This is a genomic window from Mycobacterium sp. IDUB_37 (genome assembly GCF_055419245.1).
The window spans coordinates 1-15,550 of sequence record NZ_JBVAXG010000003.1; the positions used below are offsets into that span (position 1 = coordinate 1).

General features: G+C 64.9%; 23 protein-coding genes. 14 read left to right on the forward strand and 9 right to left on the reverse strand.

Going from position 1 to position 15,550, the window contains the following annotated elements:
- A partial coding sequence (locus ACZY1I_RS10750) for a hypothetical protein (protein ID WP_463754385.1) occupies window positions 1-289 on the forward strand: 289 nt, incomplete at its 5' end.
- Between the two features lie 159 nt (window positions 290-448).
- On the opposite strand, the gene ACZY1I_RS10755 is transcribed toward ACZY1I_RS10750, so the two are convergent.
- Complete coding sequence (locus tag ACZY1I_RS10755; protein WP_463754386.1) at window positions 449-823, reverse strand: hypothetical protein; 375 nt, start codon at window positions 821-823, stop codon at window positions 449-451.
- A 21-nt stretch (window positions 824-844) separates the two neighbouring features.
- Between ACZY1I_RS10755 and ACZY1I_RS10760 the strand changes: the two genes are divergently transcribed.
- Window positions 845-1,447, forward strand: coding sequence for a TetR/AcrR family transcriptional regulator (locus tag ACZY1I_RS10760; RefSeq protein WP_463754387.1), 603 nt, complete (start codon window positions 845-847; stop codon window positions 1,445-1,447).
- Between the two features lie 9 nt (window positions 1,448-1,456).
- The gene (locus ACZY1I_RS10765) at window positions 1,457-2,107 is read left to right on the forward strand and encodes an LON peptidase substrate-binding domain-containing protein (RefSeq protein WP_463754388.1); all 651 of its coding nucleotides are present in this window, start codon (window positions 1,457-1,459) and stop codon (window positions 2,105-2,107) included.
- Between the two features lie 90 nt (window positions 2,108-2,197).
- Here ACZY1I_RS10765 and ACZY1I_RS10770 read toward each other — a convergent pair whose 3' ends face one another.
- From ACZY1I_RS10770 to ACZY1I_RS10785, 4 genes are all read right to left on the reverse strand, one after another.
- Entirely contained in the window at window positions 2,198-3,328 is a 1,131-nt protein-coding gene (locus ACZY1I_RS10770; RefSeq protein ID WP_463755076.1) for a glutamate--cysteine ligase, read from the reverse strand.
- 4 nt (window positions 3,329-3,332) lie between these two features.
- On the reverse strand, window positions 3,333-4,043 hold the full coding sequence (gene sodC / locus ACZY1I_RS10775; protein ID WP_463754389.1) for a superoxide dismutase[Cu-Zn]: 711 nt from the start codon (window positions 4,041-4,043) through the stop codon (window positions 3,333-3,335).
- Between the two features lie 38 nt (window positions 4,044-4,081).
- Entirely contained in the window at window positions 4,082-4,558 is a 477-nt protein-coding gene (locus ACZY1I_RS10780) for a LytR C-terminal domain-containing protein (RefSeq protein WP_463754390.1), read from the reverse strand.
- Between the two features lie 76 nt (window positions 4,559-4,634).
- Window positions 4,635-4,943: a DUF3263 domain-containing protein gene (locus tag ACZY1I_RS10785; RefSeq protein ID WP_463754391.1), complete on the reverse strand. Its 309-nt coding sequence runs from the start codon at window positions 4,941-4,943 to the stop codon at window positions 4,635-4,637.
- Window positions 4,944-5,238: 295 nt separating this feature from the next.
- Here ACZY1I_RS10785 and ACZY1I_RS10790 point away from each other — a divergent pair, with 295 nt between their 5' ends.
- The 4 genes from ACZY1I_RS10790 (at window position 5,239) to ACZY1I_RS10805 (ending at window position 8,105) form a co-directional block, all read left to right on the forward strand.
- On the forward strand, window positions 5,239-5,835 hold the full coding sequence (locus ACZY1I_RS10790; protein WP_463754393.1) for a peptide deformylase: 597 nt from the start codon (window positions 5,239-5,241) through the stop codon (window positions 5,833-5,835).
- Window positions 5,835-6,605, forward strand: coding sequence for a GNAT family N-acetyltransferase, cg3035/Rv0428c family (locus tag ACZY1I_RS10795; RefSeq protein WP_463754394.1), 771 nt, complete (start codon window positions 5,835-5,837; stop codon window positions 6,603-6,605). The genes ACZY1I_RS10790 and ACZY1I_RS10795 overlap by 1 nt, the downstream gene beginning before the upstream one ends.
- 42 nt (window positions 6,606-6,647) lie before the next feature.
- Window positions 6,648-7,466, forward strand: coding sequence for an exodeoxyribonuclease III (locus ACZY1I_RS10800; protein ID WP_463755077.1), 819 nt, complete (start codon window positions 6,648-6,650; stop codon window positions 7,464-7,466).
- 147 nt (window positions 7,467-7,613) lie between these two features.
- Complete coding sequence (locus tag ACZY1I_RS10805) at window positions 7,614-8,105, forward strand: hypothetical protein (RefSeq protein ID WP_463754395.1); 492 nt, start codon at window positions 7,614-7,616, stop codon at window positions 8,103-8,105.
- A gap of 73 nt (window positions 8,106-8,178) precedes the next feature.
- Here ACZY1I_RS10805 and ACZY1I_RS10810 read toward each other — a convergent pair whose 3' ends face one another.
- Entirely contained in the window at window positions 8,179-8,388 is a 210-nt protein-coding gene (locus ACZY1I_RS10810) for an Rv1535 domain-containing protein (protein ID WP_463754396.1), read from the reverse strand.
- A 63-nt stretch (window positions 8,389-8,451) separates the two neighbouring features.
- On the opposite strand from ACZY1I_RS10810, the gene ACZY1I_RS10815 reads away from it, so the two are divergent.
- Window positions 8,452-8,727 (forward strand): hypothetical protein, encoded by a 276-nt coding sequence (locus ACZY1I_RS10815; protein WP_463754397.1) that lies wholly within the window; start codon window positions 8,452-8,454, stop codon window positions 8,725-8,727.
- 118 nt (window positions 8,728-8,845) lie between these two features.
- Here ACZY1I_RS10815 and ACZY1I_RS10820 read toward each other — a convergent pair whose 3' ends face one another.
- Window positions 8,846-9,085, reverse strand: a complete 240-nt coding sequence (locus ACZY1I_RS10820) for an STAS domain-containing protein (RefSeq protein ID WP_463754398.1) — start codon at window positions 9,083-9,085, stop codon at window positions 8,846-8,848.
- Between the two features lie 104 nt (window positions 9,086-9,189).
- Window positions 9,190-9,870: a PAS and ANTAR domain-containing protein gene (locus ACZY1I_RS10825; RefSeq protein ID WP_463754399.1), complete on the reverse strand. Its 681-nt coding sequence runs from the start codon at window positions 9,868-9,870 to the stop codon at window positions 9,190-9,192.
- Window positions 9,871-10,000: 130 nt separating this feature from the next.
- Here ACZY1I_RS10825 and ACZY1I_RS10830 point away from each other — a divergent pair, with 130 nt between their 5' ends.
- The 4 genes from ACZY1I_RS10830 (at window position 10,001) to ACZY1I_RS10845 (ending at window position 13,609) form a co-directional block, all read left to right on the forward strand.
- Window positions 10,001-10,333 (forward strand): PE family protein, encoded by a 333-nt coding sequence (locus tag ACZY1I_RS10830; RefSeq protein ID WP_463754400.1) that lies wholly within the window; start codon window positions 10,001-10,003, stop codon window positions 10,331-10,333.
- A 158-nt stretch (window positions 10,334-10,491) separates the two neighbouring features.
- Window positions 10,492-12,147 (forward strand): phosphomethylpyrimidine synthase ThiC, encoded by a 1,656-nt coding sequence (gene thiC / locus ACZY1I_RS10835; RefSeq protein WP_463754401.1) that lies wholly within the window; start codon window positions 10,492-10,494, stop codon window positions 12,145-12,147.
- Window positions 12,144-12,974: a bifunctional hydroxymethylpyrimidine kinase/phosphomethylpyrimidine kinase gene (thiD, locus tag ACZY1I_RS10840; protein ID WP_463754402.1), complete on the forward strand. Its 831-nt coding sequence runs from the start codon at window positions 12,144-12,146 to the stop codon at window positions 12,972-12,974. The genes thiC and thiD overlap by 4 nt, the downstream gene beginning before the upstream one ends.
- Window positions 12,971-13,609: an alpha/beta hydrolase family protein gene (locus tag ACZY1I_RS10845; protein ID WP_463754403.1), complete on the forward strand. Its 639-nt coding sequence runs from the start codon at window positions 12,971-12,973 to the stop codon at window positions 13,607-13,609. The genes thiD and ACZY1I_RS10845 overlap by 4 nt, the downstream gene beginning before the upstream one ends.
- Here ACZY1I_RS10845 and ACZY1I_RS10850 read toward each other — a convergent pair.
- Window positions 13,503-14,831, reverse strand: a complete 1,329-nt coding sequence (locus tag ACZY1I_RS10850; RefSeq protein WP_463754404.1) for a TetR/AcrR family transcriptional regulator — start codon at window positions 14,829-14,831, stop codon at window positions 13,503-13,505. The two genes, ACZY1I_RS10845 and ACZY1I_RS10850, sit on opposite strands and share 107 nt — an antisense overlap.
- A gap of 113 nt (window positions 14,832-14,944) precedes the next feature.
- On the opposite strand from ACZY1I_RS10850, the gene ACZY1I_RS10855 reads away from it, so the two are divergent.
- Window positions 14,945-15,169, forward strand: a complete 225-nt coding sequence (locus ACZY1I_RS10855) for a hypothetical protein (RefSeq protein WP_463754405.1) — start codon at window positions 14,945-14,947, stop codon at window positions 15,167-15,169.
- Window positions 15,170-15,212: 43 nt separating this feature from the next.
- The gene (locus ACZY1I_RS10860) at window positions 15,213-15,548 is read left to right on the forward strand and encodes a hypothetical protein (protein WP_463754406.1); all 336 of its coding nucleotides are present in this window, start codon (window positions 15,213-15,215) and stop codon (window positions 15,546-15,548) included.
- Window positions 15,549-15,550 lie beyond the last annotated feature (2 nt).

A 15,550-nucleotide genomic window follows, 5' to 3' on the forward strand; every position in this document is an offset into this window, starting at 1 on the left:
AGGCAACGGCGGTAACGGCGGCAGCGGCGGTGCCGGTGGCAGCGCAACCGGCGGCGGCAACGGCGGCAACGGCGGCAACGCCACCGCGGGCGGCATTGGCGGCAACGGTGGTACAGGTGGCACTGGCTTCGACGATGGCGCGGGCGGTAACGGCGGCGATGGCGGTGACGGCGGAAACGGAGGCGCACCGGGCGGTAGCGGCGGCGACGGCGCCGATGGCGCCGATGGCGGTACCGGCGTCCCCGTAGGAAGCACCGGAGACCCGGGTAGCCCCGGATCACCAGGGTGATACGCCCGCTATTTCGTGTCGCCGAACGTGGGCCCCACGCACGAAAACCACGCCACCGGCGTCCCTAGCCCCCACCCTCGCCGCGCCCCCCTGCCGAACGTGGGGCTTATGGACGGACAACGTTGGACGGCAAGCACATCAGCCCCACGTTCAACGTCCCTAGGCTGCGGCCGCGACGCGTTTCAGCATTCGCCGCACCACCAGCCGATGTGCCCGCGTTCCGATGACCAGCGCGCGGTACACCTTGCCGTGCCAACCGGGAAACTTCGCGTAGGTAAGTGCGCGCAACCGGACACGATGCGCGGGCACGCCGGGTGCATCAACCTCGAAAACCAAGCGGTAGACGGCAAATAGGTGCCTACCCTTCATGACCAGGCGCCGCGGCGGCGTCGCCTCATCGAGCTTGAAGCCGATCGGGACCGTGGCCGGATTCTCGGGATCGCGACATACGGTCCTCAGCAACGCCGACCAGGCTTCGGGTGCCGAAGCATCGATAGAGATGGCATGCTCATCGATATAGGGTATTTGTTCCATATAGAAGGATCGTACTAGATCATGGCCCCTCCGCGAAAGCACGAAACCGACGCGATTCTGGACGCGACCCGTGCGCTGGTGCTCGCCGACGGTCCGCGGGCGGCAAGCGTGGCGGCGATCGCCAAAGCCAGTGGCGCGCCGGCCGGAACGCTCTATCACCGGTTCGGCAATCGCGACGGTGTGGTGATCGCGGCCTGGTTGCGAGCACTCGAGAGGTTCCAGACGCGGGCGCTGGCGGCCGCCTCGGAAACCGGCCCCGCTTTGGACACGGCGACATCGATCGCGGTGGCGGCCATTGGCTTCGCTCGTGAATTTTGCGACGACGCGCGTCTGCTGTTGACGATGCGGCCAGGCGATCTGGTCGACGGCCCCTCCGACGCGGAGTTCCAGCAACAGGTCGCCGCGATGAATGCGCCGCTGCTCGTCCGGGTGCGCGACTTGGCGACACAGCTGTATGGCAATAGCGAACCGCGCGCGGTCGCCGCGGTCAATCGTGCCGTAGCGGACCTGCCGTACGCCGTAGTGCGGCGACACGCGTACGACGATCCACTGCCCGAATGGCTGGAGGCCGATGTCGCGGCCGCTGTTCGCGCGGTGCTGCAGAGCTATGCTGGGTCCGTCTAAGGGGAAGACATGGAACACCGACCGGTGGAATTGGGGATGTTCCCGCTCGAGTCAGTGCTGCTGCCGGGCGAAATCCTGCCGCTGCGCATCTTTGAGCCGCGCTACTCGGCGTTGGTTCGGGATTGTCTGCGCGATGACGAGCCACGCTTCGGCGTGGTGCTGATCTCGCGTGGTCGCGAGGTCGGGGGCGGAGACGCGCGTTGCGATGTCGCAACGCTGGCCACGATCATCGACTGCGTCGCCGCCGGGGCCGGGCGGTACGCACTGCGCTGCCGGATGGCTGAACGCATCCGGGTCACCGAGTGGCTGCCCGACGATCCCTATCCTCGTGCGCGGGTTGAACCCTGGCCTGATGAGCCGGGATCGGCGGTGACCACCGCGCGGTTCCGCGACGTCGAGGATCGGGTGTTCGCGCTGTTCGAGCGGATGGCAGCGGCGCGCGACGTGGAGTTGCCCGATCGTGAAGCGCTGCTCGACTACCCGTCCGAAGCGGCCGATGATTACGCGAAGTTGCTGTTCGCGTTGGCATCTCGTGTTCCGATGGGGCCGGCGGACCGCTATGCGGTGTTGTCAGCGCCGTCGCCCGCGGATCGGCTGGTTGCGTTGCTCGAGGCGGTGGACTCGGTGGCGGCGATGATCGAGTTTCAACTGTCGGAGTAGTCCGGCCTCGGGCAAATGGACCGGCCGCGAGTGTGACGGCGTTGCGAGATTTCGCGCGCAAGCAGCCTGGTTACGGCGCGTCGACGCAGCCTAAATGTCAAGCTCGGCGACCAGCGCATCGACCACCGCGCGCAGGTCGCCGTCGTGCTCCTCGGCCACCCGCCGCTGACGCTGATACGACGCGCCCCGGCGCGGGATATCGGCCACCGCGGCCAACTCGTCGGAGCAGTGCAGAGACTTGGCTATCGGCTCCAGCCGGTTCAGCACGTCGTCGAGATCCTCAGTCACCAGTCGTTCGTTGCTCTCGGCGTCCAGAATGATTACCGCATCCAGCCCGTACCGGGCGGCGCGCCACTTGTTTTCCTGAACATGCCAGGGCGGCATGGTCGGCAGCGGGTCTTCGGCGTCGAGGCGACGGTCCAAGTCGACGATCAGGCAGTGCGTCAACGCAACCAAGGCACCAAGCTCACGCAAATTGGAGACACCGTCGCAGATCCGTACCTCGAGCGTACCGAGACGCGGGGAAGGCCTGATGTCCCAACGCACTTCGTCGACTTCGTCGATGATGCCGGTCTTCTTCTGGTCGTAGACGAAGCCTTCGAACTCCGACCATTTCTGAAAGTGAAAGGGCAACCCGGCGGTCGGCAACTGCTGAAACATCATCGACCGGTTGCTCGCATACCCGGTGTCATCGCCACCCCACCACGGTGACGAGGCTGACAACGCAAGCAGATGCGGGTAGTGGTTGAGCAGCGACGACATGATCGGCATGACCTTGTTGGCCGACGAGATCCCGACGTGCACGTGCACACCCCAGATCAGCATCTGCCGCCCCCACCACTGGGTGCGCTTGATCAACTCGGCGTAACGCGGTGCGTCAGTGAGCTTTTGGCTGGACCACTGAGCGAACGGGTGCGTCCCGGCGCAGAACAGTTCCATGCCGCGGTCCCGCACGATCCGCCGGGCCGGGCCCAGGGTGTCGCGCAGGTCCTGCATGGCTTCGGCAGAGTTCTCGCAGATGCCGCTGACGACTTCGACGGTGTTGCGCAGCAATTCCTTATGCACGCGCGGGTTTTCGCCGATCTCGGCGATAACCGCGGTCGCCTCGTTACTCAGGTCGCGGGTGTCCGCGTCGACGAGAGCGAATTCCCACTCCACACCCACGGTCGGGCGTGGAGACCGGGCGAAATCGATGTGGCTACGCGCCCGACTTGCCGGCAGATCCTTAACCGGATCCGATGACACCGCACGCCACCCGCTTACCAGCGTCACCGGTGGTCATCGTCGTCTCGTCCGGACCGGGTGTCCCGTCGTTCTGCTTGTAGCGCTCCGCCGGAACGTTGCCGAAATTGTCTACACCCGCGTGGATGACGATCGCGGTCTTGCTGCCACCCAGCAGATCGTCGGCGGTGAAACCGTCCGTCGTCGTGACCAGCATGCCCGAGCCGTCCTTGCGGACCTGCAGCGAGGTCAGGTCGCCGCTGGAGTGTCCCGTCGCCCCGGGGGCCGTGAAGTGGCCTCCGGCGGAGAGGAAGTCGCCGGGCGCCCCGCCTGTCGGAGCGACGGAGTTGGCCTCACACTTACCCACCTTGTGGATGTGCAAGCCGTGGAAGCCGGGCGAGAGTACCGGGGTACCGGACGTCGTGACCGTGACGGTTGCGAAGCCGTTGCTGAACTCGAACTTGGCCGTTGCGACGGTGTTTCCGTCCGGCCCTTTGAGAACGGTCTCCAGCGTCTGCGCCGCGGACCCCGCTTGCGGACTCGGAGTCGCCTCCTCGTGGCCTGACGTCTTCGGCGCCGGGGTACCACTCCAGATTGACGGTGTGGTGCCGGGAGTCGTGGCCGGTTGCTGCGGCGACGAGCACGCGGTCATAAATGCGACGGAAGCGGCGGACAGAGTGAAGGCTGCGACTTTCAGACCGGCAGGCTTAGGCATAGCGGAGAGCCTAGCTTGGCCGCGATCCAAACTCAGCCTCAACCCATCACCAAAACGATGACACCCGCCGGCTGGTCGGCCAGCGCGGAGATGCGCTTTTCCACTGGCGCGTTCAGCTTCTTGCCCACTGCTTCCGCGGTGGCCTTCTCGCTGTCCTCGGCGTAATAGACGGTGGTGGCCGAGACGCCTTCAACCGAGAGGTTGGTGACCTCGGTGACCTTGAACCCGGCCGCCTTGAGTTCATCGCCGGTGGTTTTGGCGATGCCCTCCCTCGACGAGATGTTGTACACCCGCACCTCAGCGGCCTCGTTCGGCGCCGGAGGCTTGCCACTGGTCGACGATGTCGGCGACGCGGTGGAGGACACCGTGGTGACCGGCGCCGACTCGTCGTCGGACTTCCCGGACGATCCCAGCGCCTGCCAACCGAGCAGCAGGAAAATGACACCGAGGAACAACAGCACCATCACCATGGCCCGCAGTGGAAGCCCCGAAGAATCGGGTACGCGCTCGTTCATCGAGCCAACTGTAGCCAGAGGAGGGCCAGAACCTGCAAAGGCGCCTCTCGCTCCCGGGGGGCCTGCACGGGGTCCGTCAGGTCACCTCGAAGCCGAGGCGCCGCGCTGCCCGGGCCTTTTGCCGGCTAGCGCGAAGCCGCCGCAATCGCTTCACCAGCATCGGGTCGGCAGCCAGCGCCTCCGGCCGGTCGACCAGTGCATTGAGCACCTGGTAGTAGCGCGTCGCCGACATCGCGAATAGCTCTTTGATGGCGTCTTCCTTGACGCCGGCGAACTTCCACCATTGACGTTCGAAGGCCAGAATGTCGTGCTCGCGACGGGTTAGCCCCTCGGCGATCTCCGAGTCGTCCCCCGCTCGATGTGCCCGCGCCATGGCGCTGTCCATATCGCTTCCCCTGGACCCTTCTGGCGAATACTCGACTTGTGGCTCGAATGACTTGACCTAAATAGGGGCGTCTTCCGGCGATTATTGAAACACGCCCAGATGGGCCGAACCGTAAAGCGGACCCGCGAGTCGGCCGACTTGCTTTAGATTGCCTGGCCTCGGCGAACACAGAGGCCTGGCAGAGGTGTGTGGTCGCCCGAACTTCGCCGTCTTGGTCACACTTGGCAGCCCGTGTTTCGGCCCGTTCCGGGCCGCTCGCCTAGATCTCAGATCGCCCCGCATAAGCTAGCCGACCATGGCAGTCGTTCCGATCCGTATCGTGGGAGATCCGGTTTTGCACACCCCGACCAAGCCGGTCCTAGTCGGCGCCGACGGATCGTTGCCCGCCGATCTGCCCGAACTCATCAAGACCATGTACGACACCATGGACGCGGCTCACGGCGTCGGCTTGGCCGCCAACCAGATCGGCTACTCGTTGCGGTTGTTCGTCTATGACTGCTCCGACGACCGCGGATCGACCGAGCGCCGCCGCGGGGTGATCATCAATCCGGTGCTCGAGACCTCCGAGATTCCCGAGACCATGCCGTCCGCCGGGCATGACGACGACGAAGGTTGCCTCTCGGTTCCTGGCGAGTCCTTCCCAACCGGCCGAGCAGACTGGGCACGCGTCACCGGACTCGACGCCGAAGGCAAGCAATTCAGCATCGAGGGATCCGGGCTGTTCGCACGAATGCTGCAACACGAAACGGGACATCTGGACGGATTCCTCTACTTGGACCGCCTGATCGGCCGGCACGCCCGCGCCGCGAAGCGAGCGGTCAAGTCGCAAGGCTGGGGCGTTCCCGGCCTGTCGTGGTTGCCGGGCGAGGGGCCCGACCCGTTCGGTCACTGATGGTCTCGTGGCCTGACCTCGGCACGCGGGTGACGCTTCGATTCCGTCTGCCCCCGGCCTCGGTCCCACCGCTGACCGACGCGATCGGGCAGCTGCTGTCGGTGCATCCGATGGTGCGGGTGCGGACCAAAACCGGCGCGATAGTCGAGGTGTCGCCTGATGATGTGGTGGCGCTACGAACGCTCACCGACAAGCCGGTTCGTACCGCCGACATTCGGAATCTCGAGCAAGCCGCCGCCGCTGCCTGGCCGAGCGCTGAACAGTCCTGGCTGGACGGATGGCTACTCCGCATCGAGCCCGGACCCGAATCGTTTTCCAATTCAGCTGTGCCCCTCGATATTTCGGCGAATTCGCAGACCATCCCCGCGATCACCGGCTGGTATTTGGACCGCGGGCTGACGCCGCGCCTGGCCCTCCCCGACAGACTGTTGACGCTGCCGGCCGGCCTGGCTGCTGACCGGACCGAGCGAATCCTGGTGCGCGAGGTGGCTTCCCGCACATCCGACCCGTCGGTGGTCGTGTTGACCGACGGCGAACGCGCATCGGCCGGCGCAGTGCGGGCGGCGGTCACCGATGCTCCCGACGGCACCCGTTGGGTAGGCCTGTCGTCGGCCGGACCGGAAAGCGACGCACTGCTTGCCTGGGGCGCGAGTCGCGGCGCGACGCGGGCACACCTCTGCATCGCCGACACCGACTCGACTGAGTCGGCGAACTCGCTCGGTTTCCGACTCCACCACCGCCGCCGATACTTCGTCCCACCCTCGACATAGGAGAAGCCCATGCCCGACGGCTCTGGCATCAACCCGCGACCGCTGCGGATCGCCACCTGGAATGTGAATTCGATCCGAAGCCGGCTGGACCGGGTGGTGGATTGGCTCGCACGCGCCGACGTCGACGTTCTGGCCATGCAGGAGACGAAATGCTCCGACACCCAGTTTCCCGCCCTGCCCTTCTACGAAATCGGCTATGAGGTAGCCCATGTGGGCTTCAACCAGTGGAACGGTGTGGCCGTCGCGTCTCGTGTCGGCCTCGACGACGTGCAGGTCGGCTTCGACGGCCAGCCGAGCTGGAGCAGCAAACCCGACGTGGCGGCGGCCGCCGAAGCCCGCGCCGTAGGTGCCACCTGCGGGGGCGTTCGGGTGTGGAGCCTGTACGTGCCCAACGGCCGTACCCTCACGGATCCGCACTACACCTATAAGTTGGATTGGCTTGCCGCGCTGCGTGATACAGCCGAGGGATGGTTGCGCGACGATCCCTCGGCCCCGATTGCATTAGTCGGCGACTGGAACATCGCGCCCACCGACGAGGACGTCTGGAGCCCAGAGTTCTTCGTCGGCAGCACGCACGTCTCCGAACCAGAGCGCAAGGCATTCAATGCCATCGTCGATACCCAATTCACAGACTTGGTAAGGCCTTTCACACCTGGCCCGGGGGTCTACACCTACTGGGACTACACCCAACTTCGCTTTCCGAAGAAGCAAGGGATGCGCATCGACTTCATCCTCGGCTCGCCCGCATTGGCCGGCCGGGTGGTGGACGCCCAGATTGTCCGGGAGGAACGCAAGGGCAAGGCGCCCAGCGATCACGCCCCGGTTCTCATCGATGTGAGAGCCGTTGACGCAGCGATCTGATTGTTCACGCGTTACGAAAGTGGCAGGCTTTCGCTTAGTACGTGCTGGGAACAACGTTCGGACTTGCTGTTAACCCGGTGTTCAACGGGTATACATCCGTGGCCACGGGTATGCAGCACGGACGGTTTATGAGGTCAGGGAGCCACTATGAGTGTCATCGACGGAGCGGTCCGCACTGTAGGTCGAACGGTGAGTCGAGCCGCAAACGCGACGACAACCGCCGCGGGCGCTGTCGGTGGCGCAGTTGTCAACGGCTTCGTCGGCGGCGTCAAGGGCGCCGCGGACGGTGTCCAGCAGGGAATCAGTACCGGCAGCAAGTCGACACCGGCGGCGGCATTGGCGCTCGGCGCGGTAGGCGCCGCCGGTCTTGTCGAATGGCCGATTCTGTTGGCCGTCGGCGGCGGGGCCCTGCTGCTGCGCAGATTGAGTCACTCGCAGGCGCAGACCGCACCGGCAACGAAGGCGAGGCTCAGTTCGGTACCCAGCGCGCCGCCCCCGCAGCAGCCCACACCCACCAAGGCCGCACCCGCGAAGGCCACACCCGCGAAGGCCGCAGCCCAGAAGGCACCGAGCAAGACGGCCGCGAAGAAGACGGCCGGTCGACGGGCGGGCGCCACCGATCTGCGCAGCACCAATTAGCCCGCGGCGTCGATAACGCCTTGCGCACCGTCAGCCAGCTTCGGCTGTTGCCAGATGACTCGGACGGGTGTGTTCAGGCCCCGCGTGCCGCCACCGCGAGCTGTCGGGTTGGCGGTTCAGAACGGGGTACAGGAAGATTCGGAGTACGAGGTGCCGGTTCACCCGACACGATTTCCAGCACCCCGGCACGCCACAACAGCGCATATAGCTCCGTCAGAGGCCACTTCAGCAAAACCGCCAGCGACGAGGCCAGCGGATCGGACGGGACGTTTGTCGTCGTCATGTACCCGACGGTGACGGCACCATCCGGCGAGACGGCAAATCTGACGTTACCGAAAGGCAAATGATGGCCGAAAAGAAAACTCGCCGGGAAGCGTCGCAGCGCGATGCGGTCGAGCAGATCCGGGAGGGGCAGACGTTCGCGTTGAATCTGCCGGTAGTCGGCCAGGTTTCGATTCCGCGACCCGAGCAGTTGGCGTACTACGGCGGATTGGCGGCACTCGCTGCCCTCGAACTCATCGACTGGCCGGTCGCACTGGTCATCGCAACTGGACATCTTTTGGCCAGCAATCACCGCAATCAACTTCTCGAGGAACTCGGCGAGGCGCTGGAAGAGGTCTAGCGGGCGCGGCCGCGTCCCAATGCGTCGGTCACTGTCGGATAAATGTCGAGAATTTTATTCAGTTCGGTGACCCGCAGCGGCTGCAGCACCGAGCCGTGGTCAGCCACCACTCGCACCGCTATTCGGCGGCCTCCCCGCTGTGATGACTGTCAAGGACCGCATTAAGGCCGGCGCTGCCGAAGAAAATCACCTTCTGCAGGTCGACGATCAGCAACCCGGCTGGATGCGCCTCGGCCAACTTCAACGCGGCAGTCAAATGCGCGATGAGTTCGTCCACGGTGCTCGTGTCGACTTCGCCTTCGGCCTGCACAACGATCGCTTCTGCACCGGACTGATGTCCGACCGTCAGGAGTGCCATCGCGATACCCACCTGAATGTGTCAGATTTCAGCGGGTGGCAAGAGTGCGGAAGCCCGATTCCGCGACCCATCCCGTCCCAGATTGCTTGCAGCCTAGCGGCGGGTTAACGGACAGATTCGTCTGGGATGCGCTCGTGCACGGTCAGCAGCAGGTGGTCGAACTGGCTCTGCATCGTCGCCGACGCTGGGACGAGTGTGGTGGACTCGTCCAGCAGTTGCTTGGCCAGCGCCCGCAGCTTGGTGTTCGTCTCCTGCGACCGCCATTGCAGCACCCGGAATGCCTGCTCGGCACTGACCCGGTAGACGTACATCAACACGCCCTTGGCCTGCTCGATGGTGGCGCGATTCTCAAACAAGTCTGGTAGAGCCTCGTCGAGTACCTCCTGGCGCGCCTCGTCCAGGGTCTCCGTCAGGTCGATGTAGTGCCCCTCGGTGCCTAACACCACGCCCGCGTCGTCCAGCATCCGGTCGGCCACAACGATCGCATCGTGCACCACGCCCGCGGTGTCGATGAACCGGTGGCGACTCGAAAACGGTTCGCCAGATTGCAGCGCATAGTCAAGGACGTCCTGCACGTGCTTTCGATCGTCCGGATGTTTGTGCGACAGCAGTAGTTTGGTCGTGGGCTGCACTGATCCTGGTTCATACCCGTGCATGCGGGCTACCTCGTCAGACCATTCCCAGCGCTGCCCGACGAACCAGAATCGGAAACTGCCCACGTTGAGATATCGACCGGCCTGCGCTGAGGTCACTGGATTGGTCGATTGCTCGCGATCCTCGGTCACCGAGTTTTCATTCTGGGCGGAGTGCTGCACGCATGAATTATTCCATCCACCGGATGGGCCGGCCACCGTCGCGAATATCGCCAAAGCAGCGTGCGCACCCAACCGACAGGGCTAACGTTGGCTTTGAGGAGTGCGCAGCGTTTGGGGGTGTGGCATCTCGTTCATCTATTCGGCTCCGGCGAAGGTCGCTGCCGCTGCAACTGACTTGGCCGGTATCGGGACCGAGATCAGCGACGCAAACGACTCCGCGGCGGCACCTACCACCGCCGCACTGGCAGCCGGGGCCGATCAGGTGTCCGCCGCCGTCTCTGCCGTTTTCACCACTTACGCCCAGCACTACCAGTCGTTCGGCGCCCAGATGGCCTCGTTTCACGAGCAGTTCGTCGCGGCCCTACTGGGCAGCGCGTCGTCGTACGCCGGCGCGGAGGCCTCGAACGTTCAGTCGCTTCTCGGTCACGCCTGACCGGCACTGCCCGCTGCAATCGGTGACTCACCTGCGCTAGCGTGGGAGGCGCCCAATTAAAACCACGCGGGAGCGCACGCCCGGTGCGCTGAGAGGACGGCTCGGGGCCGTCGACCGTACGAACCTGACCGGGTAATGCCGGCGTAGGGAGATCCAGGATGACCGACGTTCTTTCGAAAACCGTTGACCCCTCGGTGACCACCGGACCGATCTTCAACAGCAGCAAGGTCTATCGCGAGATAGAGGTCCCCGGCACCGGAGCCAGTCTCAAGGTGCCGTTCCGGCGGGTGCACCTGACCAACGGGGACCACTTCGACCTGTACGACACCTCCGGGCCGTACACCGACGACAACGCCGTCATCGACCTGACGGCCGGTCTGCCGGCGCGGCCCGGGGTGGTCCGCGACCGCGGCACCCAATTGCAGCGCGCCCGCGCGGGCGAAATCACCGCCGAGATGGCTTTCATCGCGGTCCGCGAAGGTCTGCCCGCCGAGTTGGTGCGCGACGAGGTGGCCCGCGGTCGCGCGGTGATCCCGGCCAACCACAACCACCCCGAGAGCGAGCCGATGATCATCGGCAAGGCGTTCAAGGTCAAGGTCAACGCGAACATCGGCAACTCGGCAGTGACATCGTCGATCGGCGAGGAGGTCGACAAGATGGTGTGGGCCACCCGCTGGGGTGCCGACAACATCATGGACCTGTCCACCGGCAAGAACATTCACGAAACCCGCGAGTGGATCATGCGCAACTCGCCGGTTCCGGTCGGCACCGTGCCCATCTATCAAGCGCTGGAGAAGGTCAAGGGTGACCCGACCGAGCTCACTTGGGAGCTCTACCGCGACACCGTGATCGAGCAGGCCGAGCAGGGTGTGGACTACATGACGGTGCACGCCGGCGTGCTGCTGCGCTATGTGCCGCTCACTGCAAAGCGCGTCACCGGAATCGTCAGCCGCGGCGGCTCGATCATGGCGGCATGGTGTCTGGCACATCATCAAGAGTCGTTCCTGTACACAAACTTTGAAGAACTCTGCGACATCCTGGCGCAGTACGACGTCACCTTCTCCCTCGGCGACGGGCTGCGTCCCGGGTCGATCGCCGACGCCAACGACGCCGCGCAGTTCGCCGAGTTGCGCACCCTGGGCGAGCTGACCAAGATCGCGAAAGCCCATGGTGTTCAGGTGATGATCGAAGGTCCAGGGCACGTCCCGATGCACAAGATCGTCGAGAACGTGCGACTGGAAGAGGAGCTGTGCGAGGAGGCTCCGTTCTACACACTGGGGCCACTGGCCACCGACATCGCTCCGGCCTATGACCACATCACCTCGGCCATCGGCGCGGCCATCATCGCCCAGGCCGGCACCGCGATGCTGTGCTATGTCACTCCCAAGGAGCACCTCGGTCTGCCGGACCGCAACGACGTCAAGGTCGGGGTCATCGCCTACAAGATCGCCGCGCACGCAGGCGACCTGGCCAAGGGGCACCCGCACGCGCAGGACCGCGACAACGCGCTCTCCAAGGCGCGCTTCGAGTTTCGCTGGAACGACCAGTTCGCGCTGTCGCTGGACCCCGACACCGCGCGGGAGTATCACGACGAGACACTGCCTGCCGAGCCCGCCAAGACCGCGCACTTCTGTTCGATGTGCGGGCCGAAGTTCTGCTCGATGCGGATCACGCAGGATGTCCGCGACTTCGCCGCCAAACACGGACTGGAGACCGAGGAAGACATCGACGCCATGTTCGCCGTCGGCATGGCCGAAAAGTCGGCCGAGTTCGCCGAGCACGGTAACCGGGTGTATCTCCCTATTACCCAATGACCTTTCTGCCGTTGCCGGCCCCCGGAGCGACGCCGCTGCGGGTGCTCACGATCGCTGGGTCGGACTCCGGGGGCGGCGCAGGCATCCAGGCCGACATGCGCACACTGGCGCTGCTGGGTGCGCACGCCTGCGTCGCCGTCACCGCAGTCACGGTGCAGAACACACTGGGCGTCAAGCGTTTTCACGAGATTCCTGACGACGTGGTGGCCGACCAGATTGAGGCGGTGGTCACCGACATCGGCATTGCGGCCGCCAAGACCGGAATGCTGGCTTCCTCCTCCATCATTGACGCGGTGGCCGATACCTGGCGACGGCTCGCACTGACGGTGCCTCTGGTCGTAGACCCGGTGTGCGCATCCATGCACGGGGACCCGCTACTGGCCACCTCGGCGCTGGATTCGCTTCGCACTCAACTGTTTCCGTTGGCCACGCTGGTGACACCCAACCTCGACGAGGTGGGCTTGCTGGTCGACATCGAAGTCGTCGACACCGACTCGCAGCGCGCGGCAGCCAAGGCTCTGCACGCGCTAGGGCCGGACTGGGTACTGGTCAAAGGAGGGCACTTGCGCTCTTCGGACCGCAGTTGCGACCTGCTCTATAACGGCGCCGACTTCTATGAGTTCGACGCGCAACGATTGCCCACCGGCAACGACCACGGCGGCGGCGACACCCTCGCAGCCGCTGTCGCATGTGCGCTGGCGCACGGCTATGCAATGCCCGATGCGGTGGGTTTCGGCAAGCGCTGGGTGACCGAATGTCTGCGTGCCGCCTACCCATTGGGCGGAGGACACGGCCCCGTCTCTCCGCTGTTCCGGCTCAGCCTATGAACCTCGACCAGATCGAAGGTGTTGCGCACCAACCGGAGAACACACCGCAAGGGATCGCCGTGCTCACCCACGGCGCCGGCGGCAATCGGGATGCCAAACTGCTGCAACAGATTTGCGACGAGTGGGCGCGGCGCGGCTGGCTGGCGGTGCGCTACAACCTGCCCTACCGACGGCGCCGCCCCAAGGGGCCGCCATCTGGATCCGCGGCCGCCGACCAGGCCGGGATCGTCGAGGCAATCGAGCTTTGCCGCGGCCTGGCAGCCGGTCCCCTGGTCGCCGGCGGTCATTCCTACGGCGGCCGGCAGACATCCATGGTGGTCGCGGCCGGCCAAGCCCAGGTGGACGTCCTCACGCTGACCTCCTACCCGGTCCATCCGCCCGGCAAGCCGGAACGCGCGCGCACCGAGCATCTCCCCGACATCACCACGCCCACCGTGTTCACCCACGGCACCTCGGACCCGTTCGGCACCCCCACCGAGTTACGCGATGCAGCGAAGCTGATCCCGGCACCGACGGAGATCGTCGAGATCACCGGCGCGCGACACGACCTCGGCTCGAAGACGTTCGACGTCGCCGCCCTCGCGGTCGACGCGACGCTTCGCCTTCTCGCGCATCCGGCGGGCCGAAAAGCGTGATTTCCATCAGGTTTCGCACGCACGCCTGCAAATAAGCCGACTCGTCTCCCGGCGTACCTGACTCCACCATCCGCCCCAGATCGACCACCAGCGCCATCGCGGCGTGCACGAGGAACCTCGCCTGCATCGCGGTGAGCGACGGCCGGGCATCCTTCAACAGCCGCACCCACGAATCGATGGTCGACAGCTGCACGTTGTGCAACAGCATCTGGTCAGCGGGTGTCAGATTGGCCCGCTCCGTGTAATAGACGGCGGCCAGCTCGGGATTCGCGAATGACGTTGCCACGTAAGCATCGATCAGCAGAGTCAACGCTTGCCGCGGTTCGGTGAGGGCACCCACAACCGGTGACAGCTGACCGGAGACCCGGTCGGCGGCACGGCGTAATCCGGTCGCCAGGATCTCGCCCTTGCCGGAGAAGTACCGATAGATCCCCGACACCGGCACTCCAGCAGCCTTCGCGATCTGCGCCATGCTGGTCTCGGAGTACCCCCGGTCCCTGAAAAGTGCCATCGACGCTCGCAGCAAGGCCTCGTAAACCCCAGCGTCTTCGACAAAGATCCGCCAAGCCGCGGGACGCGGAAAGACCTCGTCCGGTGACGGAAGTTTGGCGGCCAGAATCGCCGAAGCCGACTCACCGAGCAACGCCCGGATCTGGTCGGCGGGCAGCCGACCCGGATGGTCAACCATGCTGCCGATCACGCTCAGCACGGCCGCTGACAACATCCAGCGCTGCGGGGACAACAATGACGGCCGAATTGCCATGAGCGGCTTCTGAATCCGGCGGTTCACCAGCTTCAGTTGCTCGGCGAGTGTGGCCTGGTCCTCGGCACGCAGGTAGCGGCCCTGCCAGCGGTACAGTCCCCCAGACTCGCGGTTGTCCAGAGTGGCGTCGACCAGCGCGTCGATGAGTCGATCCAGCTTCTCCCCCGGATCCGCACCGTCTTGATCAGTTTCGACGTCGAACTCCGTAGCGTCGACCAATTGCTGGCTCAGGGTCAGCACGGCGCCGCGAAAGAGGTCGTACTTACCGGAGTAATGCCGGTACAGCGCCGGGGCGGACACCCCGACCTTGGCTGCAATGGTCTCCATGCTCACCGCGTGGTACCCCTGCGCACTGAACGCCTCCGCGGAGGCGCGGGCAATCTGCGCCTTCCGGTCCTTCGGCCGCCTTTTGACGCCGGACACAGCCTGCGCCGCATTCGGACCGGACGGGCTGGACACCGCACCACTGTAGCCGGAATAACACTAAAAGACCCCGATCGGGCTGCGAAGAACCAGGAATCTGTATTAACATAGCGGGTGCTTGAGGGGTAGTCCGATGGTTAGCAGGTCGCATGTTGGTGATGATTCGCCGAGCGCTGAGCTATCAGCTCACAGTCGGCCGACTGCTGGCCATCGGGCTTATTATCGGAACTCCATATTTGCTGGTAGGAACACTATGGTCGACGTCGCACACCGAGCACTTGCAGCACCTGGAGGGTGTCGACCTGGCGGTGTCCTTCCTGGGTTCGATCGCCTCCTGGCCGGTACTGCTGTTCGCGAACGTCTGCATGACGTGAGCGTCAAATCCCAAATCAATCGTTCACATCGTCGGGAGACACCGTGAGCCGCCGTCACATCTACATCGGAATATTTGGCCTGATCATCGGGTTGATCGGCCTCGCGGCCATGTGGATTCCGGTGTACCTCGACCAGTTCGACCAGTACGGCATCCAGGTCAGCTGTGGGAACGGATTCAGTTCCCACCTGCACGGTGAGGGCACGGCGGCCATCATGTCCCAGTGCGACACCGGATTGCTGGTCCGCCGTCTGTGGGCCATACCAACCGTGGCCGCCGGATGGGTCATCGTCACCTGGTTCGTGATCATGTGGGCACGCGCGCAGCACGAAGACAACGCGGAATCCGAGTACAAGGTCCCCGATCGCGTCAGCCGCTGAAC

Coding starts and splice junctions, on each gene's coding strand:
- ACZY1I_RS10755 (WP_463754386.1), bottom strand. CDS start 823: ATGGAACAAATACCCTATATCGATGAGCATGCCATCTCTATCGATGCT.
- ACZY1I_RS10760 (WP_463754387.1), top strand. CDS start 845: ATGGCCCCTCCGCGAAAGCACGAAACCGACGCGATTCTGGACGCGACC.
- ACZY1I_RS10765 (WP_463754388.1), top strand. CDS start 1,457: ATGGAACACCGACCGGTGGAATTGGGGATGTTCCCGCTCGAGTCAGTG.
- sodC (WP_463754389.1), bottom strand. CDS start 4,043: ATGCCTAAGCCTGCCGGTCTGAAAGTCGCAGCCTTCACTCTGTCCGCC.
- ACZY1I_RS10780 (WP_463754390.1), bottom strand. CDS start 4,558: ATGAACGAGCGCGTACCCGATTCTTCGGGGCTTCCACTGCGGGCCATG.
- ACZY1I_RS10785 (WP_463754391.1), bottom strand. CDS start 4,943: ATGGACAGCGCCATGGCGCGGGCACATCGAGCGGGGGACGACTCGGAG.
- ACZY1I_RS10790 (WP_463754393.1), top strand. CDS start 5,239: ATGGCAGTCGTTCCGATCCGTATCGTGGGAGATCCGGTTTTGCACACC.
- ACZY1I_RS10795 (WP_463754394.1), top strand. CDS start 5,835: ATGGTCTCGTGGCCTGACCTCGGCACGCGGGTGACGCTTCGATTCCGT.
- ACZY1I_RS10805 (WP_463754395.1), top strand. CDS start 7,614: ATGAGTGTCATCGACGGAGCGGTCCGCACTGTAGGTCGAACGGTGAGT.
- ACZY1I_RS10810 (WP_463754396.1), bottom strand. CDS start 8,388: ATGACGACGACAAACGTCCCGTCCGATCCGCTGGCCTCGTCGCTGGCG.
- ACZY1I_RS10815 (WP_463754397.1), top strand. CDS start 8,452: ATGGCCGAAAAGAAAACTCGCCGGGAAGCGTCGCAGCGCGATGCGGTC.
- ACZY1I_RS10820 (WP_463754398.1), bottom strand. CDS start 9,085: ATGGCACTCCTGACGGTCGGACATCAGTCCGGTGCAGAAGCGATCGTT.
- thiC (WP_463754401.1), top strand. CDS start 10,492: ATGACCGACGTTCTTTCGAAAACCGTTGACCCCTCGGTGACCACCGGA.
- thiD (WP_463754402.1), top strand. CDS start 12,144: ATGACCTTTCTGCCGTTGCCGGCCCCCGGAGCGACGCCGCTGCGGGTG.
- ACZY1I_RS10845 (WP_463754403.1), top strand. CDS start 12,971: ATGAACCTCGACCAGATCGAAGGTGTTGCGCACCAACCGGAGAACACA.
- ACZY1I_RS10855 (WP_463754405.1), top strand. CDS start 14,945: ATGTTGGTGATGATTCGCCGAGCGCTGAGCTATCAGCTCACAGTCGGC.